The organism is Rhodospirillaceae bacterium (assembly GCA_002728255.1).
GTDB lineage: Bacteria > Pseudomonadota > Alphaproteobacteria > UBA7887 > UBA7887.
The window spans coordinates 20,402-45,721 of the sequence record PBWV01000027.1 but is presented as its reverse complement, the minus strand read 5'-3'; the positions used below and the strand labels follow the sequence as shown (position 1 = coordinate 45,721).

At 46.4% G+C, this 25,320-nt stretch carries 21 protein-coding genes; 8 read left to right on the top strand and 13 right to left on the bottom strand.

Annotated elements, in window-relative coordinates:
- The 3 genes from CMM32_07490 to CMM32_07480 form a co-directional block, all read right to left on the bottom strand.
- A partial coding sequence (locus tag CMM32_07490) for a 2-hydroxy-acid oxidase (GenBank protein MBT06742.1) occupies nucleotides 1-651 on the bottom strand: 651 nt, incomplete at its 3' end.
- A 9-nt stretch (nucleotides 652-660) separates the two neighbouring features.
- Entirely contained in the window at nucleotides 661-2,148 is a 1,488-nt protein-coding gene (locus CMM32_07485) for an FAD-binding oxidoreductase (GenBank protein MBT06741.1), read from the bottom strand.
- A 125-nt stretch (nucleotides 2,149-2,273) separates the two neighbouring features.
- The gene (locus tag CMM32_07480; protein MBT06740.1) at nucleotides 2,274-2,399 is read right to left on the bottom strand and encodes a 50S ribosomal protein L36; all 126 of its coding nucleotides are present in this window, start codon (nucleotides 2,397-2,399) and stop codon (nucleotides 2,274-2,276) included.
- Nucleotides 2,400-2,615: 216 nt separating this feature from the next.
- Between CMM32_07480 and CMM32_07475 the strand changes: the two genes are divergently transcribed.
- Together CMM32_07475 and CMM32_07470 are read left to right on the top strand one after the other, a co-directional pair.
- A complete protein-coding gene (locus tag CMM32_07475) occupies nucleotides 2,616-3,965 on the top strand; it encodes a secretion protein HylD (protein MBT06739.1) in 1,350 nt (449 codons plus the stop codon).
- 41 nt (nucleotides 3,966-4,006) lie between these two features.
- Nucleotides 4,007-8,293, top strand: a complete 4,287-nt coding sequence (locus CMM32_07470; protein ID MBT06738.1) for a hypothetical protein — start codon at nucleotides 4,007-4,009, stop codon at nucleotides 8,291-8,293.
- A gap of 8 nt (nucleotides 8,294-8,301) precedes the next feature.
- On the opposite strand, the gene CMM32_07465 is transcribed toward CMM32_07470, so the two are convergent.
- Nucleotides 8,302-9,696, bottom strand: a complete 1,395-nt coding sequence (locus CMM32_07465) for a hypothetical protein (GenBank protein ID MBT06737.1) — start codon at nucleotides 9,694-9,696, stop codon at nucleotides 8,302-8,304.
- Between the two features lie 232 nt (nucleotides 9,697-9,928).
- On the opposite strand from CMM32_07465, the gene CMM32_07460 reads away from it, so the two are divergent.
- The 4 genes from CMM32_07460 (at nucleotide 9,929) to CMM32_07445 (ending at nucleotide 16,320) form a co-directional block, all read left to right on the top strand.
- Nucleotides 9,929-11,557 carry a hypothetical protein gene (locus CMM32_07460; GenBank protein MBT06736.1) on the top strand — a complete coding sequence of 543 codons (1,629 nt, stop codon included), beginning with the start codon at nucleotides 9,929-9,931 and terminating at the stop codon, nucleotides 11,555-11,557.
- 63 nt (nucleotides 11,558-11,620) lie between these two features.
- Nucleotides 11,621-13,693 carry a methylhydantoinase gene (locus tag CMM32_07455; GenBank protein ID MBT06735.1) on the top strand — a complete coding sequence of 691 codons (2,073 nt, stop codon included), beginning with the start codon at nucleotides 11,621-11,623 and terminating at the stop codon, nucleotides 13,691-13,693.
- A gap of 21 nt (nucleotides 13,694-13,714) precedes the next feature.
- Nucleotides 13,715-15,403 carry a 5-oxoprolinase gene (locus tag CMM32_07450; GenBank protein MBT06734.1) on the top strand — a complete coding sequence of 563 codons (1,689 nt, stop codon included), beginning with the start codon at nucleotides 13,715-13,717 and terminating at the stop codon, nucleotides 15,401-15,403.
- 131 nt (nucleotides 15,404-15,534) lie between these two features.
- On the top strand, nucleotides 15,535-16,320 hold the full coding sequence (locus tag CMM32_07445) for a hypothetical protein (protein ID MBT06733.1): 786 nt from the start codon (nucleotides 15,535-15,537) through the stop codon (nucleotides 16,318-16,320).
- A gap of 69 nt (nucleotides 16,321-16,389) precedes the next feature.
- Here CMM32_07445 and CMM32_07440 read toward each other — a convergent pair whose 3' ends face one another.
- The 6 genes from CMM32_07440 to petA all read right to left on the bottom strand — a co-directional run bounded on the left by CMM32_07440 (nucleotide 16,390) and on the right by petA (nucleotide 20,831).
- Nucleotides 16,390-16,980 carry a hypothetical protein gene (locus tag CMM32_07440; GenBank protein ID MBT06732.1) on the bottom strand — a complete coding sequence of 197 codons (591 nt, stop codon included), beginning with the start codon at nucleotides 16,978-16,980 and terminating at the stop codon, nucleotides 16,390-16,392.
- On the bottom strand, nucleotides 16,832-17,296 hold the full coding sequence (locus CMM32_07435; protein MBT06731.1) for a hypothetical protein: 465 nt from the start codon (nucleotides 17,294-17,296) through the stop codon (nucleotides 16,832-16,834). Before CMM32_07435 ends, CMM32_07440 begins: the two co-directional genes overlap by 149 nt.
- Before the next feature lie 128 nt (nucleotides 17,297-17,424).
- Nucleotides 17,425-18,180, bottom strand: coding sequence for a 2-hydroxycyclohexanecarboxyl-CoA dehydrogenase (locus tag CMM32_07430; protein MBT06730.1), 756 nt, complete (start codon nucleotides 18,178-18,180; stop codon nucleotides 17,425-17,427).
- A gap of 63 nt (nucleotides 18,181-18,243) precedes the next feature.
- Complete coding sequence (locus CMM32_07425) at nucleotides 18,244-19,020, bottom strand: cytochrome c1 (GenBank protein ID MBT06729.1); 777 nt, start codon at nucleotides 19,018-19,020, stop codon at nucleotides 18,244-18,246.
- Nucleotides 19,017-20,276 (bottom strand): cytochrome b, encoded by a 1,260-nt coding sequence (locus CMM32_07420; protein MBT06728.1) that lies wholly within the window; start codon nucleotides 20,274-20,276, stop codon nucleotides 19,017-19,019. Before CMM32_07420 ends, CMM32_07425 begins: the two co-directional genes overlap by 4 nt.
- 12 nt (nucleotides 20,277-20,288) lie before the next feature.
- Entirely contained in the window at nucleotides 20,289-20,831 is a 543-nt protein-coding gene (petA, locus tag CMM32_07415; GenBank protein ID MBT06727.1) for a ubiquinol-cytochrome c reductase iron-sulfur subunit, read from the bottom strand.
- 136 nt (nucleotides 20,832-20,967) lie between these two features.
- On the opposite strand from petA, the gene CMM32_07410 reads away from it, so the two are divergent.
- Nucleotides 20,968-21,444 carry a tRNA methyltransferase gene (locus tag CMM32_07410; GenBank protein MBT06726.1) on the top strand — a complete coding sequence of 159 codons (477 nt, stop codon included), beginning with the start codon at nucleotides 20,968-20,970 and terminating at the stop codon, nucleotides 21,442-21,444.
- Between the two features lie 22 nt (nucleotides 21,445-21,466).
- The gene (locus CMM32_07405; GenBank protein MBT06725.1) at nucleotides 21,467-22,351 is read left to right on the top strand and encodes an oxygen-dependent coproporphyrinogen oxidase; all 885 of its coding nucleotides are present in this window, start codon (nucleotides 21,467-21,469) and stop codon (nucleotides 22,349-22,351) included.
- 21 nt (nucleotides 22,352-22,372) lie between these two features.
- Here CMM32_07405 and CMM32_07400 read toward each other — a convergent pair whose 3' ends face one another.
- From CMM32_07400 to CMM32_07390, 3 genes are all read right to left on the bottom strand, one after another.
- On the bottom strand, nucleotides 22,373-23,248 hold the full coding sequence (locus CMM32_07400; GenBank protein MBT06724.1) for a spermidine synthase: 876 nt from the start codon (nucleotides 23,246-23,248) through the stop codon (nucleotides 22,373-22,375).
- Nucleotides 23,248-23,673 carry an adenosylmethionine decarboxylase gene (gene speD / locus CMM32_07395; GenBank protein ID MBT06723.1) on the bottom strand — a complete coding sequence of 142 codons (426 nt, stop codon included), beginning with the start codon at nucleotides 23,671-23,673 and terminating at the stop codon, nucleotides 23,248-23,250. The genes CMM32_07400 and speD overlap by 1 nt, the downstream gene beginning before the upstream one ends.
- 124 nt (nucleotides 23,674-23,797) lie before the next feature.
- Entirely contained in the window at nucleotides 23,798-25,219 is a 1,422-nt protein-coding gene (locus CMM32_07390) for a mannose-1-phosphate guanylyltransferase/mannose-6-phosphate isomerase (GenBank protein ID MBT06722.1), read from the bottom strand.
- Nucleotides 25,220-25,320: the final 101 nt, after the last annotated feature.

Genomic DNA, 25,320 nt, shown 5'->3' with positions numbered 1-25,320 from the left:
AAGGGCAGTGGGTTCCAAGGGCCCTGCCATGATCTTTTGAAAAACTGATAAGGCAAATTGGTCCGTGAGGCCAGAGATCAGAATTGTACGCACCTTTTCGGATTTTGGGAGAACTTTGAAAGTTGTTTCAGTCATAAGGGCCAGAGTTCCGTATGATCCCGCGATGAGTTTACATAAATCGTAACCCGTCACGTTTTTAACTACCTTCCCACCAGCTTTGAAGATTTCAGCTCTGCCATTAACTGCCTGCATTCCCAGGAAGTGATCTCGCGCACCCCCAGCCCTAATCCGGCGTGGCCCCGATAGATTACAGGCTATTGTGCCTCCGAGCGTGGCCCTATCACTGTCTTCTCCGAAGAATGCTCCATAGTCGGGAGGTTCAAAAGCAAGTTCTTGCCCACGTTCTTCCAATGTCTCACGCACCTCTTTAAGAGTGGTGCCAGGTCTTGCGGTTAGCACCAATTCAGAGGGCTCATAGGTTATGATGCCCTTCAAATTCGATAAGTCGAGTGTGACATCAAGGTTGGTTAGCTGGCCTAGTAACCTCTTGGAGTTATTGCCAATAATTGCCATTGGGGTGGAAGAACTTAGCGCCCATTCTACGGCTTCTTTAACATCAACGGAACTAGACGGGCTAAAGGTTGAGCTCATCGACTCAGCCTAGAACCGGGGTAGGTCAGGAAAAGGTATGTCTCCTTTGTGTACGTGCATGTGACCTAACTCAGAGCAACGATGCAATGTTGGGAACACTTTCCCCGGGTTAAGCAAGCTCTCAGGATCAAAGGCACATTTGACGCGCTGTTGTTGTTTTAGATCTATATCGTTGAACATTTTTCCCATAAGGTCACGTTTTTCAACACCTACCCCGTGTTCGCCTGTTAGCACTCCGCCTACTTCAACACAAAGGCTGAGGATGTCCGCTCCGAATTCTTCAGCTTTTTGTAACTCTCCTGGCGCTCCCGCATCATAGAGTATCAACGGATGCAGATTTCCATCTCCTGCATGAAAGACGTTCGCTACCCGGAGACCATGCTTGTCGCACATATCGGTCATTTTTCTTAGAACTTCAGGCAGNCGAGCGCGAGGTATCGTCCCGTCGATGCAGTAATAGTCTGGAGAGATCCGGCCTACCGCAGGAAAGGCCGCTTTTCGCCCCGCCCAGAAGCTCAGTCTTTCTTCCTCAGTTTGGCTAACACGCGAACTATATGCGCCACACCTTTTTGATATCTCCGCCACGCGATCTATGAGATAGTCTACCTCTATATTTGGGCCATCCAGCTCTACGATGAGCAAAGATTCAGCATCCATAGGGTAGCCTGCATTGCAGAAAGCTTCTGCNGCATGAATGGCAGCTTTGTCCATCATTTCCATGCCTGCAGGAATTATACCTTCAGCGATAATATCTATTACACATTGCCCGGCGGCTTCGACAGTCGCAAAGCCTGTTAGCAGAGCTCGGGCGGATTCCGGGCGGGGAAGTATTTTTACAGTAACTTCAGTAATGACCCCCAGCAAACCCTCTGACCCTGNTATCACGCCCATTAGGTCGTATCCCGGCATTTCCAGATGCTTCCCTCCCAGGCGAACAATTTCGCCATTAATTAGAACAAGTTCTAGCCCCAAAATATTATTTGTAGTGACCCCGTACTTCAGGCAGTGCACGCCGCCCGAGTTCTCAGCAACGTTTCCACCAATGCTGCAAGCAATTTGACTAGAAGGGTCCGGAGCGTAATAAAATCCTTTTCCCTCTACGGCCTGACTAATTGCTAGGTTGGTAACGCCTGGCTGAACTGTTGCTGTGCGGTTAGCATAGTCAATGTCCAGTATTTCCTTAAATTTTGATAAGCCCACGGTAATGCCATCGGCTAAGGGCAAAGCGCCACCAGATAAGCCTGTTCCTGCACCTCTCGGTACTATTTTCACCCCTTCTTTCGTACATAATTTGAGCACCTCGCTCACTTCTTGCGTAGTTTCTGGCAGCACAACGAGCATAGGCACTTGGCCATATGCCGTAAGCCCATCATTTTTGTAAGCTTCCAACCCTTCCAAATCATCAATAACATTTTCCGGAGCTACTATACGGCGAAGGCGTTTTAGCAAGGTCGCCCGTTTTTTTAAGGTTACTTGGTCTGGTGGCGGCATTTTCATCTAGCAATTCCCCAACCATTCGCTAACAGGGCTAATAACCCAAATAGGCGGCTCCACTTGGTGGTTTGTTCCCCGAAATGCAACTCATTGTGGCCTCCTTCAGACCCCCATCAACGGCATAACTCCTACCCTTGGCGGGCCTTGAAGCGTCTGTTGGTCTTGTTGATAACCAGCACACGGCCCTTTCTCCGAATGACCTTACAATCCCTATGACGGGTTTTGGCAGAACGTAGGGATTTTAGCACTTTCATCGATTTATTTCCTTAGGGTGTACGCCATTTTTAACAGCTTGCGGAACATACGGCTACACTTAAGGAGTGTCAATGTTGGAACTGAGTTCTTCTTGTTTCGATATCGAACAATAGGCAATTTACGTTTGTTGCAGAGGTAAATTTGGTGCCTATTTTCTTGCCTCTTTCCTTGTTTGTATGGTGGGGAACCCGCTGGTACACTTGGTTTATGATTGATTGCGGTGTAGTAGCGGCCAGAAGGTCCAGAATGGGNCAAGCCTAGGGGACTTATTAGTGAGTAACTTTGAGATATATTTGCGCAGACGGGGCAACTTGCCCCATCGTGTTTTGCTGTTATTTCTATTAATATTAATCGCTAGCGGGCTGGCCTGGGCTCATCTAAGCTTCTTAGATATAACCACAGAAGCCTTCGGCAAGGTTGTTCCATCCAGCTACATACAATCGGTCCAGCATTTAGAGGGCGGCATTATCGAAACCGTGCACGTGCGCGAAGGAGATGAAGTGGTTACCAATGATCCTTTGATTACTTTGGAGGCGACTGCATCCGTCTCCGACTTTGAGCAGCTTCGGGTTAGGATGGTATCGCTTCGGGTCGATCTAACCAGGCTAGAGGGAGAAATTTCTGGGAGCAACGAAATTGCCTTTCCCAGTGAAATTAGTCTCGAACATCCGGACCTTGTGGAAGCGGGAGAAAGGCTTTTTGTTTCCAACGTTAGCCATATCAACAATTTGGTTTCTGCGCAGGCGGAAAACGTCCAGCAGCGAAAGGAGGAGCTCAGGCAGATCCGGGCTCGCATAGCTAAGAACTCGANTAACCTATTGTTATTAAGGGAGCAAATAAAGATTAGCGACGATTTGTTAGAGAATGATCTCACAAATAAGATGCTCCATCTAGATTTGTTAAAGGAAGAAAGTGAACTTGGTGGGTTGCTTGATGAGGACCAAGCTGCTTTAAGACGGGTGGAAGCTGTTTTGCGAGAAGCTAAAATCCGGATTTCTACCATAAAAGATAACTATATTTCTGAGGCTAGGACCGAGTTAGGTGAGAAATTGTCGCTGCTGGAGGAATTGTCGCAACAAGAGGCTAAGCTTAGGGATAATCTAAAGCGAGCCGTCCTCCGGGCGCCTGTTGATGGTATAGTTAAAACCCTTCATCAGTCTACTATTGCAGGGGTTGTTCGACCGGGGGATGTTATCGTTGAGTTGGTACCAAAAGGTGGTGGCCTTATTGTGGAGGCGCAATTTCCTATACACGAGATTGTGTATATTCAGACCGGTCAGGCTGCCAAGGTTAGGCTCCTGAATCCGGATACGTTTAGCTTTGGACAAATTATGGGAAGGGTTGCCAGTATTAGCCCTGACAGCATCAAGACGGAGGACGGGCTCCCTTTTTATAAGGTTATGGTGGAGCTCGAAAGGGACTTTTTCTTGCACAAGGAAAAGATGTATAACCTGATGCCTGGGATACAGGTTACTTGTAGTATTATTACTGGGAAGCGAACGGTCTTGGAGTACTTTTTGGAACCATTTATGGGGACGTTAGGGAAGGCTTTTTCAGAACGATGAAGCACTTAGTATGTAGTATAATTTTAGTTTAGTATCCTTTCATGGCGCTGACAGAAACAACTTTTGGGCCTCCGCTGGGGAGTTCTCGTGAAAGATTGGATACTAGAGAATCCGAGGTGTTGGATGCGGTGGCCAATAATGGGCCTTTATTGGTTCCCGGCGGAAATTTTCTATTGGAGGCGCAATATGATCGGTTGGGTCCGGACCTATTACTAAGTGGTAATGGCCAATCGGTCTTCATAAGGGGTTACTTTACTCATAGTGATGCCCCTGACCTTTACGCTGGGGACGGGGGTTCTGTAGTTTATGGCTCTTCAGTTTTACGTCTTGTTGGACCCCTAACTCCTGGACAGTTTGCCCAGGTTGAGGATGGTTCAGTTGTTGGTACGGCCGCGATTGGAATCGTCGATATTGCCCAAGGCAGGGTGCTCCTGTCGCGCACCGATGGCAATAATGTTTTGGCTGAAGCAGGCACGGAAATATTTTTTGGTGATGTTGTCGAGACAGATCCTGGAGCGAGTGTTGGTATTACATTTGTGGATAACTCAACATTTGCTTTAGGGGAGTCGGGTCGAATGGTTATTGACGAATTTGTCTTTGAGCCAGCCGAGGGTCTAGGCCAAAGCGTTTTTAACGTATTAAAAGGTGTTTTCTCATTTGTGTCAGGTGAAATCGCGGAGGGAAGCGACGACGCGATGACGGTGAATACTCCTGTCTTGTCTATTGGAGTTCGTGGCACGACAGTTGCTGGCCGCGCGGCTGCGGAGGGTTCCGAGAATACTGTCACACTATTGCCAGATGCAGGGGGTAGTGTAGGTGCAATTGCGGTGAGCAATCAGGCTGGTGTGCAGGTGATGTCTCAGCCATTTGCGACGACAACAGTTACTAGTTTATTCGAATCACCACCCATTCCCACGACNCTAGCGACATCNGAGATTCAGGACCTCTATGGTAANATCGCCCAAGCCCTTCCAGATGCTCCATTGCGAAGAGAGCAGGAGGGTGGAGCTGATCGTGGCGAGGATCAATCCGACCACCAACAGGGTCAGAGCGAACAACAAATTGAAGAAGAGCAGTCTGAGGCTGAGGATCAGGACGCTACAGAGGGAGGCGACGTAGATGAAGAAACTGGAGATCTTCAGGAGGGCGAGGACTTGGAAGAGGGCAGCGAAATTTTTGATGGAGAAGANCAAGGTTTGGCCGACGGGGAGGNTCCNANCGCCCAAGAGGGTTCTCTTGAAGAGAGGNAAGGTCCAGAGGGCAACATAGAAGAGTTCTCGGCGGTGTCGGATGCCGAAGATGCCAGTTATGANGAAACGGCATCTGGGCCAGATGATCAAGAGACGTTGGATGAATTTGAGGAGAGGGAGCCTCGAAGATTTGATACGGCACGGGATGCTTTTGATGATGCATTAGCTGAGGGAGCGACGGAGGAAGAGGCCTTTGCGGAGGCCGCCCGAGCTATGGGTCGTACCGAGGAAGAGTCTCTCGTTGCCCAAGAAGCTTATNCCCAGGCCTTGAGTGAAGGTCTATCGGAACGAGAGGCTATTTGGCAGGCAGAAAATGCGGTAATGGACGAGTTTGGAGCGGATTTTCGGGGGCCGGGGGAGGAGCAAATTGGCGCCGCTAGGGACGCTTTAACGGACGCAATCGAAGGTGGGGCAACTACAGANCAGGCATTGCGTTCTGTGCTTTCGTCTGATTCGACTTGGGAAGAGGTNGACGCTGCTAGAGAGGCTACATGGCAGTCTTTTGACGAAGCCTGGCAGGGCGGAGATACCAGTACTTTTGCTAAGTATGTGGAGGAGTCTGGCGTCGGTGGCCAGGGCATGGATTCGTTCATGGATGTTTTGGGGGAAGGCGGCTCGGCCGATGATGCATGGCGCATTGCGGAAACCCAATATATGGCAGATAGGTTGGGCGATCGAGCCAAAATTAATCAGGATGGGCATATAGAGGTAGATTGGTCGGATGGATTCGAATTTGATTGGTTGGGTAATTCTCTTTGGGCCCAAGGGTTTGATCCTCATTTGGCTGCAAGGGCTAAGGTGCAGGAAACCTTCAATGAGATCCTGATTAGCCAAAACCTTAGTGAGGGGACCATTAGTCGTTTTGGTGAGACTTTGGATCTTACTACTGGTGATGACAAGTTAGAGGGTAGCGACGCCAAAGACAGTCAGTTTGTCGCGAGCCAGGGTAGCACTCTGGGTGGAACCGATACTGTTAATGGCGGTGATGGACAGAATGAAATGAGTTTCACGGAGTTGGATAATATTCTAATGAGCTTCGATTTTGGCACCGATATCGGAACATATTCGACCTCTGATGGTACTATTACAGGCAGCATAACTCTCCTGAACATAGACCAATTTTTTGTGGATGACGGAGGGGAAGACAAGCAGCGATTATCCTTAGAAATCGATAGTGGCATTGGGGTGGTTTTAAGCGGAACATCATCAGCTAATACCATCAATTTAACAGCGGACCAGAGTTTTGGTTCGGGCAGCACCCAGGTGACGTTGGATGCGGACGCCAGTGCATTTTTTGGGTCTATTATTTTTGGCAAGGCTGGTAACGACGTTATTACTTCTTCGCAAGGCGAGGACCTTATTTTTGGCGGCTCTGGAGATGATACAATAAACAGCGGGGCGGACACAGATACCATACAAGCTGGGACAGGCGATGACACAGTTGTTATTTCCCAAACAAGTGACGTTAAAGATGGCGATGATTATGAGGAGATTAGTGGCGGGGACAACGGTAATACGGGGGATAGTTTGCAGATTGGAGACTCTAATACTACCAGCAGTCAATTAGAGTTTATTCTTGGAGATCAAACGACTTTCAATGGTGTTTCATTGTCAGGCTTTGAGAACCTCACCTTTTTCAAAGACAACACTACTTTGCAAGCCTTTGAAGAGGTGTTTGTGCAGTTTGACACTATCAAAGCCGTGGGGGGNNCCGCATTAAGTTCATTCGATGCCGACAGNGANGGAGTAGGTGTAACATTGGTTGGTGCGGGATCCACGTTAAATTTAAGCACCATTTCAACTGTCTCCGACGTTGTGACCAATCTCTCAGCTAAAAAGACCGAATTTGATAACGGTTACAATATAACTGATGCGGACGATTCTATAGGCCGTACCTTAACTGGGTCCGCGAAAAACGATACCTTGCGAGGTTTGGGAGGCAATGACACTTTTGTAATGGGTGGGGGACGTGATACTTTGATCGGTGGTGCGGGGGCAGATACTTTTAAGATTGCTGCGGACAGTGATATTACTAGTGGTGTGGAAATATCTGGTGGTGCTGGGACCGATACTCTCTCCATTTCGTCTACCTCTGTCACCGAATTAAATTTTCCGGATAATAATGTCAGTTTTGCTACGTTGGAGACCTTCAATATAACGGGAGGTGCTGCCGGAGGTGTGGCGGTTTCCATTGGAGCCAGAGATTTAGCTAATTTGACTACAGTCACTGCAGANGGCACAGCAGATTCCCTCAAAATTTTTAGCAGGAATGGGGAAAACAATGTTGACCTTCTGGGCAAGACCATAACGGATGTCGAGACGATTTCGATGACCGAGGCATCTTTTCAACAGAGAATGGAAATTAATGGAGATACGACCTTTACGGGTGTTACTACTATCACTGGTACGGTTGGTTCAGATAATACGGCTGATGATACAGTGGATTTCAATGGGGACCGGAACTTTTCTGGATTCACATTTACCAATGTGGATGCACTAAGACTGCAGGATGGAGATAGTAGTCAGCAGACCATCTCTCTCAGTTCAACAAGCTCACTGGGGTTAGCACAAGTGCAGAATTTTGCGGCTGGTTCTGCAAGTACAGCTGATATTTTTGACTACACCTCCGCAGTGAAATCTGGAGATGGTACTAGTGTTGGTGCTGGAACTAATCTTACGTTATCCACGGCAAGTTCCGGATCCAGTTCCGTGACAGCTATATCTGACAATAGTACGGGGCTCGTCAAGTTTGAAGACTCAGACCTCTCAACATTGGGAATTGATTTAGATTCATCTACTTCCGCTGCGATTTTGGATGGTGTTGAAACGCTACTTGAAAGTAGGGATGCAGGCACTCAGTTAACCGGTTCTTCCACACAAGTTACCCAAGGAGGAACCAATACGGATATGTTGTTGGTATTTTTTGAAGGTGGAAGTGAGGGAAGCGAGGCAGTTGTTGTTCGATATCAGGAGACCGGTACTTCCTCCAATAACTCGGCGGCCGATTACAATGATGAATTAAGCATAGTGGCCATCTTTGATGGAGAGTTTGACATCGTCAATGCCAATATCGTTTGAACTCTAGTCTACTCAATAATGACGGCCGCCACTTTCACAGAAGAGATCTCCAATTTCCCCAGTATGAACAGAAGGGTATAGGCCGTAATAGCAACCTGTGATTTTGCTGCTTCTGCATCGGAAAGCGCATTAATTTCTGCAGTCTCCCCGCTCAAAACGTCAATGAGGGAGCGCCTTCCCAATTGTCTTTCCTCGCGAGCCAGAGCAAGGAATTCACCTGCTATGTTGGCTTGATTTTCCAGGAACCCAGCGTTTTCTTGGGCCACCTGAAGCTGTTCAAAGGTATTCTTTGCTTGTTCCTCAATGAGGGTTCGTGCATCTTGCGTTTGATTGGAGGCTGCTAGATAATTTTGTTGGCTGGCTCTGTAGCTATTCATGGCAGACCCACCTACGTTAAAATTATATTTCATTTCTAGTTTAGCTATCCATTCAGTGGTGTCGCCCGTAATACCAGATACATTGCTCTTCCATTTCGAGTCTAGTATCAAGTTTAGGTCCGGCCGGAAAGAGGTTGCTCGAGTTTGTTTGATATTCGCTTTTGCAACTTGTTCACCATTTCGTACAGTTTGTATTTGGAAATTATTTTCCAAGGCCAGTTCAACACACTCTTCTTTCGTCCTGGGCAATTTATAAAGTGGAATATCCAGTATGGGTATGTCAGAAGCGGCAGGCGGCTCATGTCCAAAGACCGTTCGATATCGATTGATAGCTTGACGTAAAGCTCCCTTTGAAAGACTCAGTCGAGCTTCTGCGCCTGCCAGTTGGATCTTAGCCTGTAAAACATCAGTTGATAACCCAGCTCCTTTTGCAACCTTTGCATCCTCGAGTTGCGCTTGGGTCTTAATATTCGCAACAGAAGTACGAGCATAGCTTTCCACCAATGTTGCGGTTCTTAACCCAATGGTTGCTGTAATAGCTTCTAGCAAGATCGACTGAATGGTTTGTTCGAGGCCTAGTTGGCCTTGAGTATATTGAAGGCGAGCTATTTCGATGGCACTTCCTTTGGATTGCCAGAAGTCGATTGGCTGAGTGAGAGTTAGATCAAATTCGCTGATGGCTACGCCAGTATTGGCTGTGCCTTCTGCATTATTCCGGTTTTCACGTCCTTGGAGCGCCGTGACGCTAACTTCCGGCCATAGGTCTTTTTCAGAGATTCTTAGTCCCTCGGCAAGGGAATGGACAACGGCCTCAGTGGCAAGAATTCTCTTATGGGTTTCCAGCAATTCTTCGAGCTCCTCATGAAACGGGTTTGCTACGGCAACTCCGGCGTCCACGAGAAAAATTAAAGAGAATAGTGCTAATCGTCTCATGATGGCTTTGCGTCCATCGGCTCGCCCGCAACAAATTTGAAATCCCGAGTTTGCATCAGGCTTTCCTGAGCGAGCACTTTTGGGCGACCCCATGAGAGTGTTTTCGTCAGATTACCAGAACAGAGCGGCCAATGTATGCTTTTTTGTAGCAAATTACATCCATTTTTTTAATATACATGGCATAACACACATCGACATGCTACCGGATAGGTTTTCAAATACTAACGAATGACAGAAAATTAAATGACTCTCAAGGTAAATGCATAAGTACATTGTATAAGTTATGATCGCTTAACGGAAAAGGCTTTTTTTTTACGGACTTGCCATGGCGGAAACCCTAAGAATCTTGTTATCGAAGCCCATCGTCTTTGTTGAGATGATAATGTTGTCTGTCCTCGCGAATATCTTTGTATTGGTAACACCGGTTTTTGTTATCTTGGTCCTTAATAAATACATAAGTTCTGGGGTGGATGGCACACTGATCAGTCTTAGTGTGGGGGCTTTCTTGGCTGTCTGGTTCGAATTTCTGTTTAGGCGGCTGCGATACCAGTTTGCTGATCGCTTAACGGCAAATCGGTTTGTGGAGCAAGATAAGTCTGTTCACCAGACGTTAGCCCAGGCAAATTATCTACCCATTCTGTCATCTAATCGAACTACTTTACGATCATACTTCGGTATGGCAGAAACTTACAGGAATGTTTATTCTCCTCAAAATTTAACGTTGTTTCTTGATGTTCCATTTTCACTAGTTTTTGTTTTAGCTATTTATGTCTTAAGTCCCTCCTTGGCGGCAATTGTGGCAATCACAATTGGTTGCGCTTTCCTGATCGTCTATCTATCTCAATTCGGTCTTAGGAGGGCAGTCGAAGATGACAGAAAAATACGGAACGTAAGAGACCAATTAATTGATACCACTATAACCTTGCCGTCAACTATAAGGGCTTTTGATACAACGGCTACACAAAGTAGTGAGTGGAACAGTTCGGCGGAGGTGCGCCAGGGTATTGCAAGCTACGTAGCAAATAGAAAAGATAGAATACAAGCTCTAGTTCGAAGTTTAACCTCAGTTCTTACCATAGCAGTTATTGGACTTGGTGCTACTTTGGTAACGGATGGGAAATTACAAATTGGTGCACTCATTGGAGCAAATATTCTTGCTGCCCGTGCCTTATTGCCAATAATTTCACTATCACAACAAATTGAGAATTGGGCACGAGCCAAAAGTGCTAAAGCCAGTTTGTCGGCTTTGGCGAGAATTCCTCTGGTAAGCCCAGATGGCACAGGTATAAAGAAATCGGCCCTAAATATTGAGTGTCGAGAGGTCTCTTTCAGATACCCCCATAGCCATGCGCCTATACTGGATCGTCTGGATTTTTCCGTAAACGCNGGAGAAACACTCTGCGTCTATGGGGGGAATGGTGCAGGAAAATCTACTTTAGCTAAGGTTTTATGCAATCTTCTTCATCCAAGTGTNGGTACGATTCTGGTGGACGGAATTAATCTTGAACAGATATCCCCAGTTTGGTGGTTTAATAATATTGTCTACCTTCCCCAGGAGCCGAGCTTTATTAATGGTTCGATACGTTCGAATTTCCTATCTTTTAATCCTGATTTNAAGGCAAATGATATACACGCCCTCCTTGACAGAGTAGGACTATTAACGCTTGTTGATGAGAATCCTGAAGGTTTGGACCAGAGTATTCAGGGGGACGGGCATCGTTTTTCTGTTGGTGTTCGTCGGAGATTGGCTCTGGCCCGAGCTCTTTCGCGTGATGGTGCGGTTGCTATTTTAGATGAGCCAACCGAAGGTATGGATCCTGAAGGGGCTGCAGCTGTTTATAAGGTATTGAATGAGTTGGTAGAGAAAAACCGGACAATGGTTGTGTTTTCTCATGACCGAACCATTGTAAGAGGTGCGCACAAATTTTTGGATCTTGGGGGAGTAGCTAATTAGTAGCTTTAGTTTTAATTTGGTTCACTCAATTACTCACTTATATACTTTATGTGGTCTAGTAGGATGAAAAAATACGCTCGCCTAGGTATTGATATTGGGGGAACGTTTACTGATCTGGCTCTTGAAACATCTGACGGTCGATTCATAGAAAAAATTCTAACGACTCCCAAGGCTCCCGAAAAAGCTGTTGTTGAAGGAATTTGCAATATACTCCATGACGCAAAGATTGAAGCGAGTTCTCTTGATTTGATCATACATGGGACAACCTTAGCTACCAATGCCATCATCGAGAGAAAGGGGGCGCGGACGGCTCTTCTAGTAACGGAAGGGTTTCGGGATTCAGTGGAGATGGCTTACGAAAATCGGTTCGAACAGTATGATGTTAATGTGGAACGTCCTCCTGCACTTGTGCCGCGTCATTTACGGTGGCCAATCAGAGAACGGGTTGGTCCGGGAGGCGAAATATGGGAGCCTTTGAATGAGCAGGATATTGAAAATATCCTACCGTTAATCGAAACGGAAGAGATAGAGAGCATAGCTATAGGCTTTCTCCACGCCTACGCTAACAAGACGCATGAAGCCAGAGTTGCCGAGCTACTATCCGAATTTAGGCCCGATATATCACTCAGCCTATCCTCCGAGGTGTGTCCGGAAGTTAGAGAATACGAGAGATTATCAACAACATGCGCCAACGCGTATGTGCGGCCATTGATGGCGAGATATTTGGCTGCGCTAGATCAGGAATTCCGAGACATCGGTGTTTCCTGTCCTCTTTTGCTGATGATGTCTAGTGGTGGTCTGACCACTCTGGAGGTTGGGGTAAAATATCCTATTAGGCTTATCGACTCTGGGCCCGCGGGGGGCGCAATTCTAGCGGGACAAATTGCTTCAGCTTGTGGGGCTAAAGGGGCAATTTCATTTGATATGGGCGGAACCACAGCTAAGGTTTGTCTAATAGATGGTGGCAGGGCNCAAACATCTCGGGGTTTTGAAGTGGCTCGAGCGTATAGGCATACGAAGGGCAGCGGTCTGCCCATACGAATTCCCGTGGTCGAGATGGTAGAGATTGGTGCGGGAGGAGGCTCTTTAGTTCGCATTGATGGTATGGGTCGAGTAACGGTTGGCCCAGCTAGCGCGGGTGCAGTTCCAGGTCCTGCTTGTTACGCTAGAGGCGGTGAAANTGCTACGGTGACAGATGCTGACCTTCAATTAGGTCGAATAGATTCAACAGATTTCGCGGGCGGGGATATTATGCTGGATCCTGATTTGGGCCGTGCGGCCCTTCTTAAGGAGGTTGGACGAAGTCTTGAGGAAGACGCGGACCATGTGGCATGGATGGTATCTGAGATAGTAGATGAAAACATGGCTAATGCTGCTCGCGTGCATGCAGTGGAACGGGGTGAAAGCTTAGATGGTAGGACTATGATTGCTTTCGGAGGAGCTGCTCCTCTGCACGCTGTGCGGATGGCTGAGAAATTGGGGATCAAAGAAATAGTCATTCCAACTGGTGCCGGTGTTGGTTCGGCCATAGGGTTTTTGAGCGCACCAATTTCCTATGAAGTGGTACAAAGTTATTTTACTACCCTTTCAGAATGTGATGTTGGACGAGTTAATGAAATGTTAAAGCAAATGTCGATTGAGGCACGGAATATTGNTCAACTGGCTTCGAAGGATGGGGAGTTTCTCAATGTTTGTTCAGCTGATATGCGGTATGTGGGTCAAGGGCATGAGATTTCGGTTCCCATCCCATCCCACGAGTTGAAAAGGAAACATCTGAGTACTTTGAGGGAGCGGTTTGATGAAGTATATCGTAGGCAATATGGCCGAATTATTCCGGGTGTTGATGTTGAAGTTTTGAGTTGGACNGTCAGNGTTACACAGCCTTTGGAACACATTCCAGTTCTTAAAAAAATCAGTCCGAAGGAAGAAGTAGAGCCTAACAAATGGTGTAGAGTATGGGATGGAAAAAATGGAATGTTTGTTCAATGTGGGTCGGTTGCTCGAGAAAGTCTTCAGGAGTATAAGAAGCTAGTCGGGCCAGCCCTTATTACAGAAGAGCAGACAACTACTTATATTCCTTATGGGTATAGTGCTAGCGTTAATAGTTTGGGTTTCATAATAATTTCTTCTGATTGATAGAAAAACCCCAGGTTTGTAATGGCAAAAAAATCACTCAAGGACCAGATAATATGGGACCGGATGGTTGCTATCGTGGAGGAGCAGGCACAGACTCTTATTCGAACGGCATTTTCAAATACCGTTCGTGAGGCAGGGGACCTTTCGGCGGGNTTGTTCGATTTATCAGCTCGTATGATAACTCAGGCAGTTACCGGGACACCGGGGCATGTAAATGCCATGGCTGCATCGGTGAGTCATTTTATCGACAAATACCCGTTATCGGAGATGGCGGAAGGTGACGCATATATTACTAATGATCCGTGGCTAGCGACCGGACATTTACACGATTTTACTGTTGTTACGCCAGCCTTCTATAAAGGCAGCCCAGTAGCACTATTTGCTTCTACCTGTCACGTAGTTGATGTTGGCGGCCTTGGTTTTGGGCCCAATGCGCGTCAGGTTTACGAGGAGGGAATTAATCTTCCAATTCTTTCGTTGTTTAAGAAGGGCGTAGTCAACCAAACTTTATTGGATATAGTACGGGCAAATGTTAGAGAACCGCTTCTTCTTGAGGGAGATTTTTTTTCATTGGCCGCCTGTAACGAAACGGGTGTTAAGCGTCTCCGGGAGATGATGAAGGAGTTTGAGTTGACCAGTATTGGGTTGGCAGCAGATTTGATAGTGAGGCGCTCTGAGGAGGCAATGCTGGCCCGAATAAGAACACTCCCGTTTGGTGTCTACGAATATGTCATGAAAATAGACGGTTATGAACATGAGATTGACCTTGTTGCGAAAATGCAAATAGGAGAAACAGGTATTGACGTTGATTTTTCTGGGACTTCCCAAGTGTCAAGTTATGGAATCAATGTGCCTCTTCCATATACACAGGCGTACGCCTCGTTTGGTATACGATGCGTCGTGGGTTCAGAGATACCAAACAATGCTGGGTCTCTGGCCCCAGTGCGAGTTTGGGCCCCCGAGGGTTCTATTCTTAATGCTGCGCCGCCCTGTGCAGTAGCGGCACGGCATGCAATAGGGCAGATGTTGCCNGATGTTATGCTTGGTTGCCTGGATCAGGCCTGCCCCGACGTGGTGCCGGCTGAGGGCACCTCTTGTCTGTGGAATTTTGTTTTGTATGGTGGGCATGGTATCAGTGGAGGAGAGTTCGGAAACTCAACTCCTTTCACGGTTACCATGTTTCATAATGGAGGCACAGGGGCCAGGGTGGCNAAGGATGGTTTGTCTGCTACCGCTTTTCCGTCCGGTGTGAAAAATACCCCTGTTGAAATAAATGAAACAATAGCTCCCATACGGATATGGAAAAAAGAATATCGTACGGATTCGGGTGGTCCCGGAAAGTATCGAGGTGGATTGGGCCAAGTTATGGAAATAGGTAGCACGGAGGGCGCTCCATTTGCTTTATCTTCTATGTTTGACAGGGCGTATCATCCGGCTCGCGGAAGAGACGGAGGGAGACCGGGCGCTGCAGGGAGAGTAAGTCTTTCCTCTGGTAAGGTGCTTCCGCCCAAAGGTAGGACCTTAGTATCAAGTGGAGAGCGAGTAATTCTGGAAATGCCTGGGGGTGGTGGAAGGGGTAAGCCAGAAGAACGAAAGATATCTATGATCCAAGAGGATCTCAAAAATGGGTTTATAAGCGTCGAAAAGGCTAAATCAGATTACGGAGTAGCTGTTTCAAACGCTGATTTTCTTGTTTTCCGAGAGGATTAAATAGCCTCAACTCTTGCTATACAATCAGACTTTTCTCTGGTGCCAGCCTTGCACATTGTTAATCGCAACTGGTACGATTATGTTTTAGCGCGATAAGTTTTTGGGCTATTATAGTAAGAGGAGAAGAATTCATGTTAGATAGTTCTCTCGAACGTGCGGCACAGAGTCTTCTAAATATTAGGAACTCCCGTATCCCTCTGGAGGCTTTCCCAAATGACGGCGCGCCAAATTCTGTCGAAGATGCCTATAGTATTCAGGATGTCCTCGTGAGGAAGATAGAAGGTACATCAGTTGGCTGGAAAATTGGTTGTACTAGTAAAATGGCACAAAAATCCACAAATACGGATCAACCATTCTACGGAAGGATGTTTGCTAAAACAACATGTGTGAGCCCTGGGGAAGTTAGTTTTGAAAATGTATTTGCTCCAATTGTGGAGCCAGAGATAGCCTTCCGATTTGGGAAAGATTTAACACCTAAAAGTGGGTCGTTCTCCGCAGAAGATGTTAGTGGTGCCATCGAGTCTATTTGTCCTGCTTTCGAAGTAGTTGATTGTAGATATGCTAAAGGATGGCCAATTACCCTTCTCCCTACTATCGCTGACAATGGAGTCCATGCAGCATTTATTTTGGGCGAAGAGCTAAGAAACTGGCCTTCTATCGACCGGCCTGCCATCCAAGTTTCAGTCGAAGTTAATGGCAAGTTTGTAACTGATGGAACTGGTTCTAACGCTCTCGATGACCCTATGAACTGCTTGATTTGGTTAGTCAATTCTTGCACATCAAGAGGTCACAGTATACTGGCAGGCGACGTTGTTACCACAGGTAATACCGCTAACAAGGCTATCCATGCCCAGCGAGGTGACATCATTTCTGCTTCGTTTAGCGGCCTTGGCGAGGTTATGCTGACTTTTACTTGACACACCTAAGCTGCAAAAAAAACTGGGAGAATGGATTCCATTCCACAGGCTGGCACGGAGACAGACTCTTTACCAATTTTCCCGGAGGTCTCTCATATAGCCGGGCGGGCGCCATGGTTGCAGTCCTCGGATCGAGGCGTTTGGGTCAATCGTTAATTCATTGTGATAGATTGTAGCATCTGTCAATGACCCANCCAACAAGTTGACATGCATTGCCTCGATTCTTCCATTAAAATATCCCGCAATATCAATCTTTTCCGCTCTAATATGGCCGCTTACTTTTCCTGTTTCATTAATCAACACGGATCGCGCTGTTATAGTTCCTTCTACAACTCCGCTAATGGAAAGATCGCATCGATGACCCTCTATTGTTCCTGTAATTATCAATCCGGAGTTNAGGGCGCAGCTTCCCCTGGCTGATGGCACATGAACATATCTCTTGTTTTCTGCGACGGAATCCAAAGGAGCTAGTCGTATTGGCACTGTTGAACTCTTACGTTGAAATTTAATTTTACCCTGCTCTAGCTTCGGGATTTTCCTTGTTAGGTTTTTCATTACTAATTGGTGTAACTTTTGAGACTTGTTTGTCTCTGCGGCGAAGTTGCCCTTCAACGACAGCACCTTCATCGATACTGAGAACTTCGTATACAATATCACCATTGATATTGCCCGTCCGTGTTACACTTACGGATGAGGCGTTGACCTGTCCATCCACGTCACCCTGTAGTTGCGCTGTCGAGCACTCAATTGTTCCTTTCACCTTTGCGCCTTCGCTGACCGTAAGGCTTCGGCTGGTAATATCCCCCTCGACTGTTCCAGCTATCACCACATCGGAATTGCTTTGGAGATTTCCAACAATAGTTAGCCCTGCGCTAATCACAGAAGGCTCTGTGTTATTTGTAGTGTTAGGCTGCTGTGCTGTTCCTGTAGAAGTTCCTAAACCCGTTTGACTGCCCTCATCCTGCCTATTAAACATGGCGTTTCCCCTGTTTACACATTATATACAATTGCAAGCTCCATCATTATTGAGCCTAATTAGGGTCGCGGTCCACCAAAAAGTGAATGACGTAGGATTTTTTTGAGGCCAGCGAGAAGTTTTCTCTGCTAGCCGTGCATTGTCAACCCACCGGATATGCTAATCACTTGCCCCGTTATGTATTCTGCGTCTTCTGACGCTAGAAAGGCCACCATTCCCGGATAATCTTCAGGTTGTCCTAAACGCTTCATGGGAATAGCNTTTTCCAATGCAACCTGCAGTTTCCCTGTCTCGTCGACCCCTCGAAGAAAAGCAGTATCCGTGGGACCAGGGCAAATGGTGTTGACCGTGACCTTCCGACGTGCAAGCTCCCTNGCTAAGGTTTTTCCAAAAGCAATCACGGCTCCCTTGCATCCAGCGTAGACGGCTTCTCCCGATGACCCAACACGCCCTGCATCAGAGGAGATGTTTATTATTCTACCTCCGCCCCTTTCCGCCATGCCTTTGGCAATGATATGTGACATATTAAGAGGCCCGAAGTAGTTGATATTTACAACTTTATTCCAAAACTCGGGGTCTGAGTCCAGAAATCTAACGGCTTTATCCCATCCGGCATTGTTAACCAAAATATCAGTTGCACCATTACTTTCCTCTATTTTTGTTACGGCTTCTTTGATGTGGTCGTAATCAGAGATATCGCAGCGCTCTGCTGTAGCTTTGCCTCCAGTTTTTGTGATTCCAGCAACTATTTCCTTAGCCTTAGCTTGGTCCAAGTCCAGAATGCCGACAACAACACCCTCTCTAGCTAGGCGCATTGATATTGCCTGACCAATACCCCAGGCGCCGCCTGTTACAATTGCCTTTTTCCCGTCTAAGCCAAGCATACTTTGCCTTTCATATTTTGAAATAGAAAATCAGCATGGCAGAACTCCTATTTGGGGGACAACCTAATGTGCTATATCACTCCAAATTTTTCTCTTGCTCGCGTAAAGAAGTGCAGTTAGAGCGATTAGAAACAAGATAACCTTTAAGCCCATTCTTTTGCGGGCATTAAGGTTTGGTTCTGCCGCCCAGACGAGAAATGAAGTAACATCCTTTGCTTGCTGTTCTATCGAGGATTCAGTTCCATCTTGGTATTCTACGTCATCTCCGTACAGAGGTTGGGGCATAGCGATAGCTTGGCCCGGGAAAAATCTATTGAAGTAGAGGCCATCTGGGAGCTCATGTGGGCTATCTTCTTCATATCCGGTCAATATGGCGTAAATGTAGTCTGCCCCTCCTGGACGGGCCTTATAGATTAGCGATAGGTCTGGTGGCAGGGCTCCGTTATTCATGTATGCAGCTTCTTCGTCATTCGCATAGGGACTAGCAAAATAGTCGGAAGGCCGGCCTGGGCGTGTGAACATAGATCCTTCAGAGTCGGGGCCATCTTCTATTTCATATTGAGCAGCAATAGCCTTAATTTGTTGTTCTCCGTATCCAACTTCTGACAAGTTACGATAGGCTACATACTGTAGGCCATGGCAGTTTGCGCAAACTTCGAGGTAAACTTGTAAGCCTCGCTGTATAGAAGAGTTATCAAAACTACCGAATATTCCTGAAAAAGACCAAGTTTGTTTTGGAGGGGGAGTGTCATTCCCCGCAGCCACAGCATAATGGAGNGCCAACAAGCTACAGGTAATTAATGAAAGACCCAGGGTGAACCAACTCCTAAAGGCAGTCATGATCCGGNCTCCAAGTTTCTGGGTGTGCTGTTATCTAAAACAGGATCACCAATGCTACGCGGTAATGGCTTAGTTGGCTCAATACGGCTAAGCAGAGGTAGTAGGATTAGAAAGTGAATAAAATAGTACGCTGTAGCTAGGCGTCCTAGAATCAGCCATAGCCCTTCAGGCGGTTTGGCGCCAGCGACGCCCAGTACAATGACATCAATTACCAGTAACCAAAAGAACTGCTTGTACCAGGGTCTAAAGCGAGAACTTCGTACAGGGGAACTGTCCAGCCAGGGTAGCGCAAATAGGAGTAAGATGGAGGCAAACATTGCAATGACACCCGCAAGTTTAGCGTCCACAAACAAAATGTCGGGGACGGCGCGGAGAATGGCGTAGAATGGTAGGAAGTACCATTCTGGAACGATATGTGCCGGGGTCACCAGCGGGTTGGCCTTAATATAGTTATCTGGATGGCCTAGGTAGTTTGGAGCATAGAAGATAAACACGGAAAATATGATCAAAAACACGCCTACTCCAAAAAGGTCTTTGATAGTGTAGTAGGGATGGAATGGAATCGTGTCTTTGGGCCCTCGAGTGTCTATCCCCGTTGGATTATTGGAGCCGAATTTGTGAAGAGACCAAAGGTGCAAAAAGACCAAGCCTACAAGCACGAAGGGCAAGAGAAAGTGTAGGCTAAAAAAACGGTTAAGGGTTGGATTCCCCACGGCGAAGCCACCCCATAACCACGTCGTAATGCTTTCGCCAACCAGGGGTATAGCGGAAAATAAGTTGGTAATCACCGTGGCTCCCCAGAAGCTCATTTGGCCCCATGGAAGGACGTAACCCATAAACGCAGTAGCCATCATGATAAGTAGTATTACTAAGCCTAGCCACCAAAGTACCTCTCGGGGACTTTTGTAGGATCCAAAGTAGAGCCCCCGGAATATATGAATGAAAACCACAGCGAAAAATGCAGAGGCGCCATTCGCATGAATATATCTAATAAGCCAACCATAATTGACATCTCGCATGATTGCTTCCACGCTATCAAATGCGTGATCAACGTGCGGAGTGTAGTGCATGGCTAANACTATGCCCGTAACAATTTGGATAACCAAAATGATCCCCGCCAGTGAACCGAAGTTCCACCAGTAGTTAAGGTTTCTTGGGGTTGGGTAGCCAATGGTTGAGTGGTGAATAAATGTGAAGATAGGCAGTCTGTAGTCGAACCACTGTAATGCCCTCTTCCCTGCGGAAATGTTGCTCATTGGAATTTTGTCCTAGCCAATTCTTACTTTCAAATCATCAATAAATACATACTCAGGAACGGCCAAGTTAGCTGGTGCAGGTCCTTTCCGGATCCTTCCTGAAGTATCATAGTGAGAGCCATGGCACGGGCAGAACCAGCCCTCATATTCGCCAGTATGGCTTAGAGGAACACAGCCCAAATGGGTGCACACCCCTACCAATATCAGCCACTCGGCTTTTTGAACTCTCTCCGAATCGGCTTGTGGGTCAGGAAGGGATTCTAGGCTGGTCTCTTGGGCTTGAGAAATTTCTTTGGCAGTCCGGTGTCTGATAAATACTGGCTTCCCACGCCAAATCACGGTGATAGCTTGTCCTTGCTCGATAACTGAAAGATCGACCTCGGTGCTGGCAAGGGCCAATACTGCTGCGGAAGGGTTCATTTGGTGGATAAAGGGCCATGATGCGGCTGCGAACCCCACAGCGCCTAAGGTTCCTGTTGCTACATATAGGAAATCTCGCCGGTTGCCGCCCTCAGTCTGTCTGTCATTATCATGAGGCTTGGGTGATTTTGCCATTTAGTCCCCTATTCTTGGTGATATTCTCGCCAATGNGCTGCACGAGGTTGTGCCTCAAATGCNGCAGAATGTCTAGACTAGTTACCGGTTGTTGTTGTTTCATTTATACACCTTTTTNCGACAGGAGTAGTTAACATTGAGGATTGCCTTATATCAACCTGATATCGCTCCAAATGCCGGGGCTATTTTTCGTTTGGCATCGGTCCTTGGGGTGGAGGTCGATCTCATTGGTCCTGCNGGATTTGTTATGAGTGATAAAAAATTACGTCGTGTTGCTATGGATTATTTTGATCCCGCCAATATTTGTATGCATGATTCGTGGAGCGACTATCTTCTGTTTCGGGCATGTTCGTCTAAAGCCAATGGTCGTATCGTCTTGTTGACTACCTCGGCCGATAGCAACCATATAGATTTTTCCTATAGAGAAGCAGATACTCTGNTGGTTGGCCGTGAGACTGCTGGTGTTCCTCTTCAAGTGCATCAGCGATCTGACGCACGAGTACGGATCCCGATGGTCCAAGGACGAAGATCCTTAAATGTTGTTGTTGCTACGGCAATAGTAGCAGGGGAGGCTTTTCGCCAGACAGGCCTTTGGAATAATCTATCGAATTAACTTTTGGTGAGGAGAATTGCTGTTGAGTGAGTCTGATTCTGTCAGTTCAAGGGAAAGTAAAGGTGATCTAGCTAGGAATAAGGGGATTGCTCAAGATTGGTTTATAGAGTTGCGGGATCTCTTATGTCGGGAATTTGAATCGATTGAAGCCGACTTGGTGGAAGGTCCAAATGCTAGTTTAGCTCCGGGAAAATTTGAGAGAACGCCTTGGAAAAGAGACGGAGGTGGTGGCGGAGAGACGTCGATCATGCGTGGTCGAGTTTTTGAGAAAGTTGGGGTAAATGTGTCTACTGTCTTTGGTGCTTTTGACAAGAAATTTCAGGGAGCAATACCTGGAACTGAAACAAGCCCTCAATTTTGGGCTAGTGGGATTTCCGTGGTTGCTCACATGTGTTCGCCTCTTGTGCCTGCGGTCCATATGAACACCCGTCATATTGTGACGGCACGCTCTTGGTTTGGGGGCGGAAGTGACCTAACCCCTATGATCGAAAATAAACAGGATTCCAGAGATTTTCATAAAGCTATGGAAAGGACTTGTAATGCCCATGGGTTGGACTATTACGAGCGGTTTAGCAAGTGGTGTGACGACTATTTTTATTTGCCCCATAGAGGAGAGGCCCGGGGAATCGGCGGAATTTTTTTTGATAATTTAGAGAATGATTGGCGAAAAGATTTTTTATTTACTAAGGATGTTGGGTTGGCTTTCTTAGGAATTTTTCCAAAAATTGTTCGGCGGAATTTTTTGAAAGACTGGACTGAATCTCAAAGGGAGGAGCAACTCTTAAAAAGGGGGAGATATGTCGAGTTTAATCTTTTGTATGATCGTGGAACACAATTTGGGCTAAAAACTGGCGGCAATATTGATGCGATATTAATGTCGCTCCCGCCGGTTGTGAAGTGGCCCTAGTGTGCTTGTTCATGGTTGGTGTTATAGACCTTCACTTTGTAACTCCGAGTTACATAAGAGGCTGGAGATCCATTTTGGAGTTGTGAAACAGGAAAGATGGATCGCTGGATCGTAGTAGGAGGTGGTCAAGTCAGCCTTTACGAACCGGTGTTCGAGTTCGTCCAAGGATATTTTTCTTAATTCTGGGAAATTGCTCGCCCATCCAAATGCCATTGCTCCCCCTTGATATGTGGGAACCGCAGCAAGGTAAAAAGTAACATCGTGGAAGTTTTGCGATAATAGGTGAGCGCTGTTCAAAAGTTCAGCCCCTTGCACAAATGGAACCCCATTTTGGGTAACTAGAACACCGGTCTTTGACAATATTCGATTGCAATTTTGGTAGAATTGCGATGAAAATAGTTTAGCTGCTGGGCCCACAGGATCTGGTGAGTCTACGATAATAATATCGTAGCTGTGATCTGTTGACATCACATAATCATAGCCATCTCCTATTATTAGGTCGAGCCGTGGATCTTCAAATGCTCCTGCGCTAAGGCCCGGTAGATGTTTTTGGCAAATTTCAATTACCTTAGAATCGAGTTCTACTAGGATAACTTTTTCCACGGAGTGGTGTTTAAGAACTTGCCTCAATGTGCCGCCATCTCCCCCACCAACGACAAGCACTTTTCTTGGATCGCCATGAGCAATCATTGGTACATGGCAAAGCATTTCATGATAGATAAATTCATCAGCCTCTGTTGTTTGAACTATGCCATCAAGGGTTAATACCTTTCCTAGTAATTTATTTTTAAAAATAAGCAGNCGTTGGAATCGGGTTGTATGCTTGTAAATTACCTCATCGATCCGGATTCGTTGACCAAGATCTTCATTAAGAGTTTCGATAAACCATTCTGACATTATGGGACCCGACCTCTCTTGATAGTTTCGACTATAATCTGTTTAGTGAGAAAGGCCTCTTCCAAAACTGGTATGGCCAATTCCGGCTGGGTATCTCCACACATAAAAATGTCTACTGCGGCGTAGCTTCTTTCTGGCCAGGTATGGATAGAAATATGTGACTCGGCCAAAATGGCAATTCCCGAAATNCCGCCAGATGGTGTAAACCTGTGGAGGTGCACTTGAATCAGTGTAGCGCGCGAGATATTTGCCGCGTCGCAAAGGGCATTCTCTACTCTTTCCATTTCATCAAGTCCGCGAGCTTGCCAGATGTCGAGCAATAGATGAGTGCCAGCAAACGTCATGCCATGGATTTTCTTAAAGTGGTCAGGTAATGCAATCACTAAGCTGGTGTCTCTGCCATGGTTCAATTCNTCATTAGACATATTTATCTCAGTTTACATTAATCAGATTGGTAAATTTTGATGGCAAGTTTATTTTGGGAGATAAGCTATGCTAGCTAATTTGCGGAAAGTCTTTTATTTTTCGTTACAAGGATCCAGGCAAAACTTACCGACCATACGCATCTTCGTAGCGTTCTATATCATTCTCTGAAAGAGAATCTCCACACTGAACTTCAATAACCCTCAAAATATTTTCTGTACAATTTTCTAGACGATGAATTTCATGGGCAGCGATGTACGTAGATTGGTTGGTTTTAATAAATTCCACTGTATCCCCACGGGTGATTTTTGCCTCCCCCTCCACTACAACCCAGTGCTCTGTTCTGTGCTTATGGCTTTGGAGACTAAGCCGGCCTCCAGGCNCTATAACTAACTCTTTTATCTTAAAACTGGGAGAATCCATCAAAACTTGAAAAGATCCCCAAGGCCTTCTTTCCTTGAGATGTCTTGTGGTCTCCGGTCTTTGCTGTTTTTGAAGATCTTGGAAAATTTTCCGTAAGTCGTTATCACGTCCCAGTGCAGTTACGAGAACAGCATCCGCTGTTTCAATAACTGCTATGTTATCGAGCCCGGTTCCTACCAAAAGTCTATGTTCACTTCGTAGCAGACTGTTGCGGCAATTCTCTGTTACTGCGTCGCCTATTTTGGCTACGCCATGGTCATCTTTTTCACTGATTTCCCAGATTTGTTGCCAAGAACCCACGTCGGACCAACCCACGTCCATTGGGATCAAGGCGAGTTTTTGAGACTGCTCCATAAGCAATTTATCAATGGGAATTGATGGAATATTGGAATAATCTTTATGTTGAAAAACCATAACGTCATCCTGGTGCACAGCACTCCTTGATGCGTCTGCTATATTCTTTGTGACCGCATTAGCATACTTATTCATTTCCGAGAGTAATGTCCTTGCAGTCACCACAAATATTCCGCTATTCCAATATACTCTTTGTGTGGCAATCAATTTTCTTATGGTTTTTCTGTCAGGTTTTTCAAGAAAACTTTTTGTTTCAAATGAGTTCTCTGTCTGTGGAATTTTGTTGCCAATGGTAATGTAGCCATACTCGNTTTCTGGTCGAGTTGGTTCTATCCCCAAAGTGACTATGCGACCGCTATTAGCTAATTCAATTGCTGTTCCGAGCGCTTTCTGCAATCCTTGGGTATCCCGAATACAGTGATCTGCTGGCATGATTACAAGTGTCGAGTTAGGCTCTAAATTTTGGGCGTGTAATGCTGCGATGCCCACTGCGGCGGTCGTATTTCTTCCCTGTGGTTCAACAAGAAGGTTTTTCCCAAGCATTGGTTCCAGTTCTTGAAGTTGATCACGAATAGCTCGGTAGTGCGGACGGGTTGTCACTGTTATAACGTTTTCAGCTGGAGCAAGCTCCAGAGCACGTAGAGCAGTTTGTTGGAGTAGGGAGTTCTTTCCTAGCAGGCTCAATAATTGTTTAGGATAAATTTCTCTACTAAGTGGCCATAAACGAGCTCCTAGGCCACCAGCTAATAGCACAGGGTAACAATGCGACATGACTAGACTGCTCCACGCAGAACAAAGGGTCTAAGCTCAGAAGAGTATAGTGGTGCTATGTTAGAATTTCTATCAGAGGATTGGCAAGTGCGCGGGTTTTT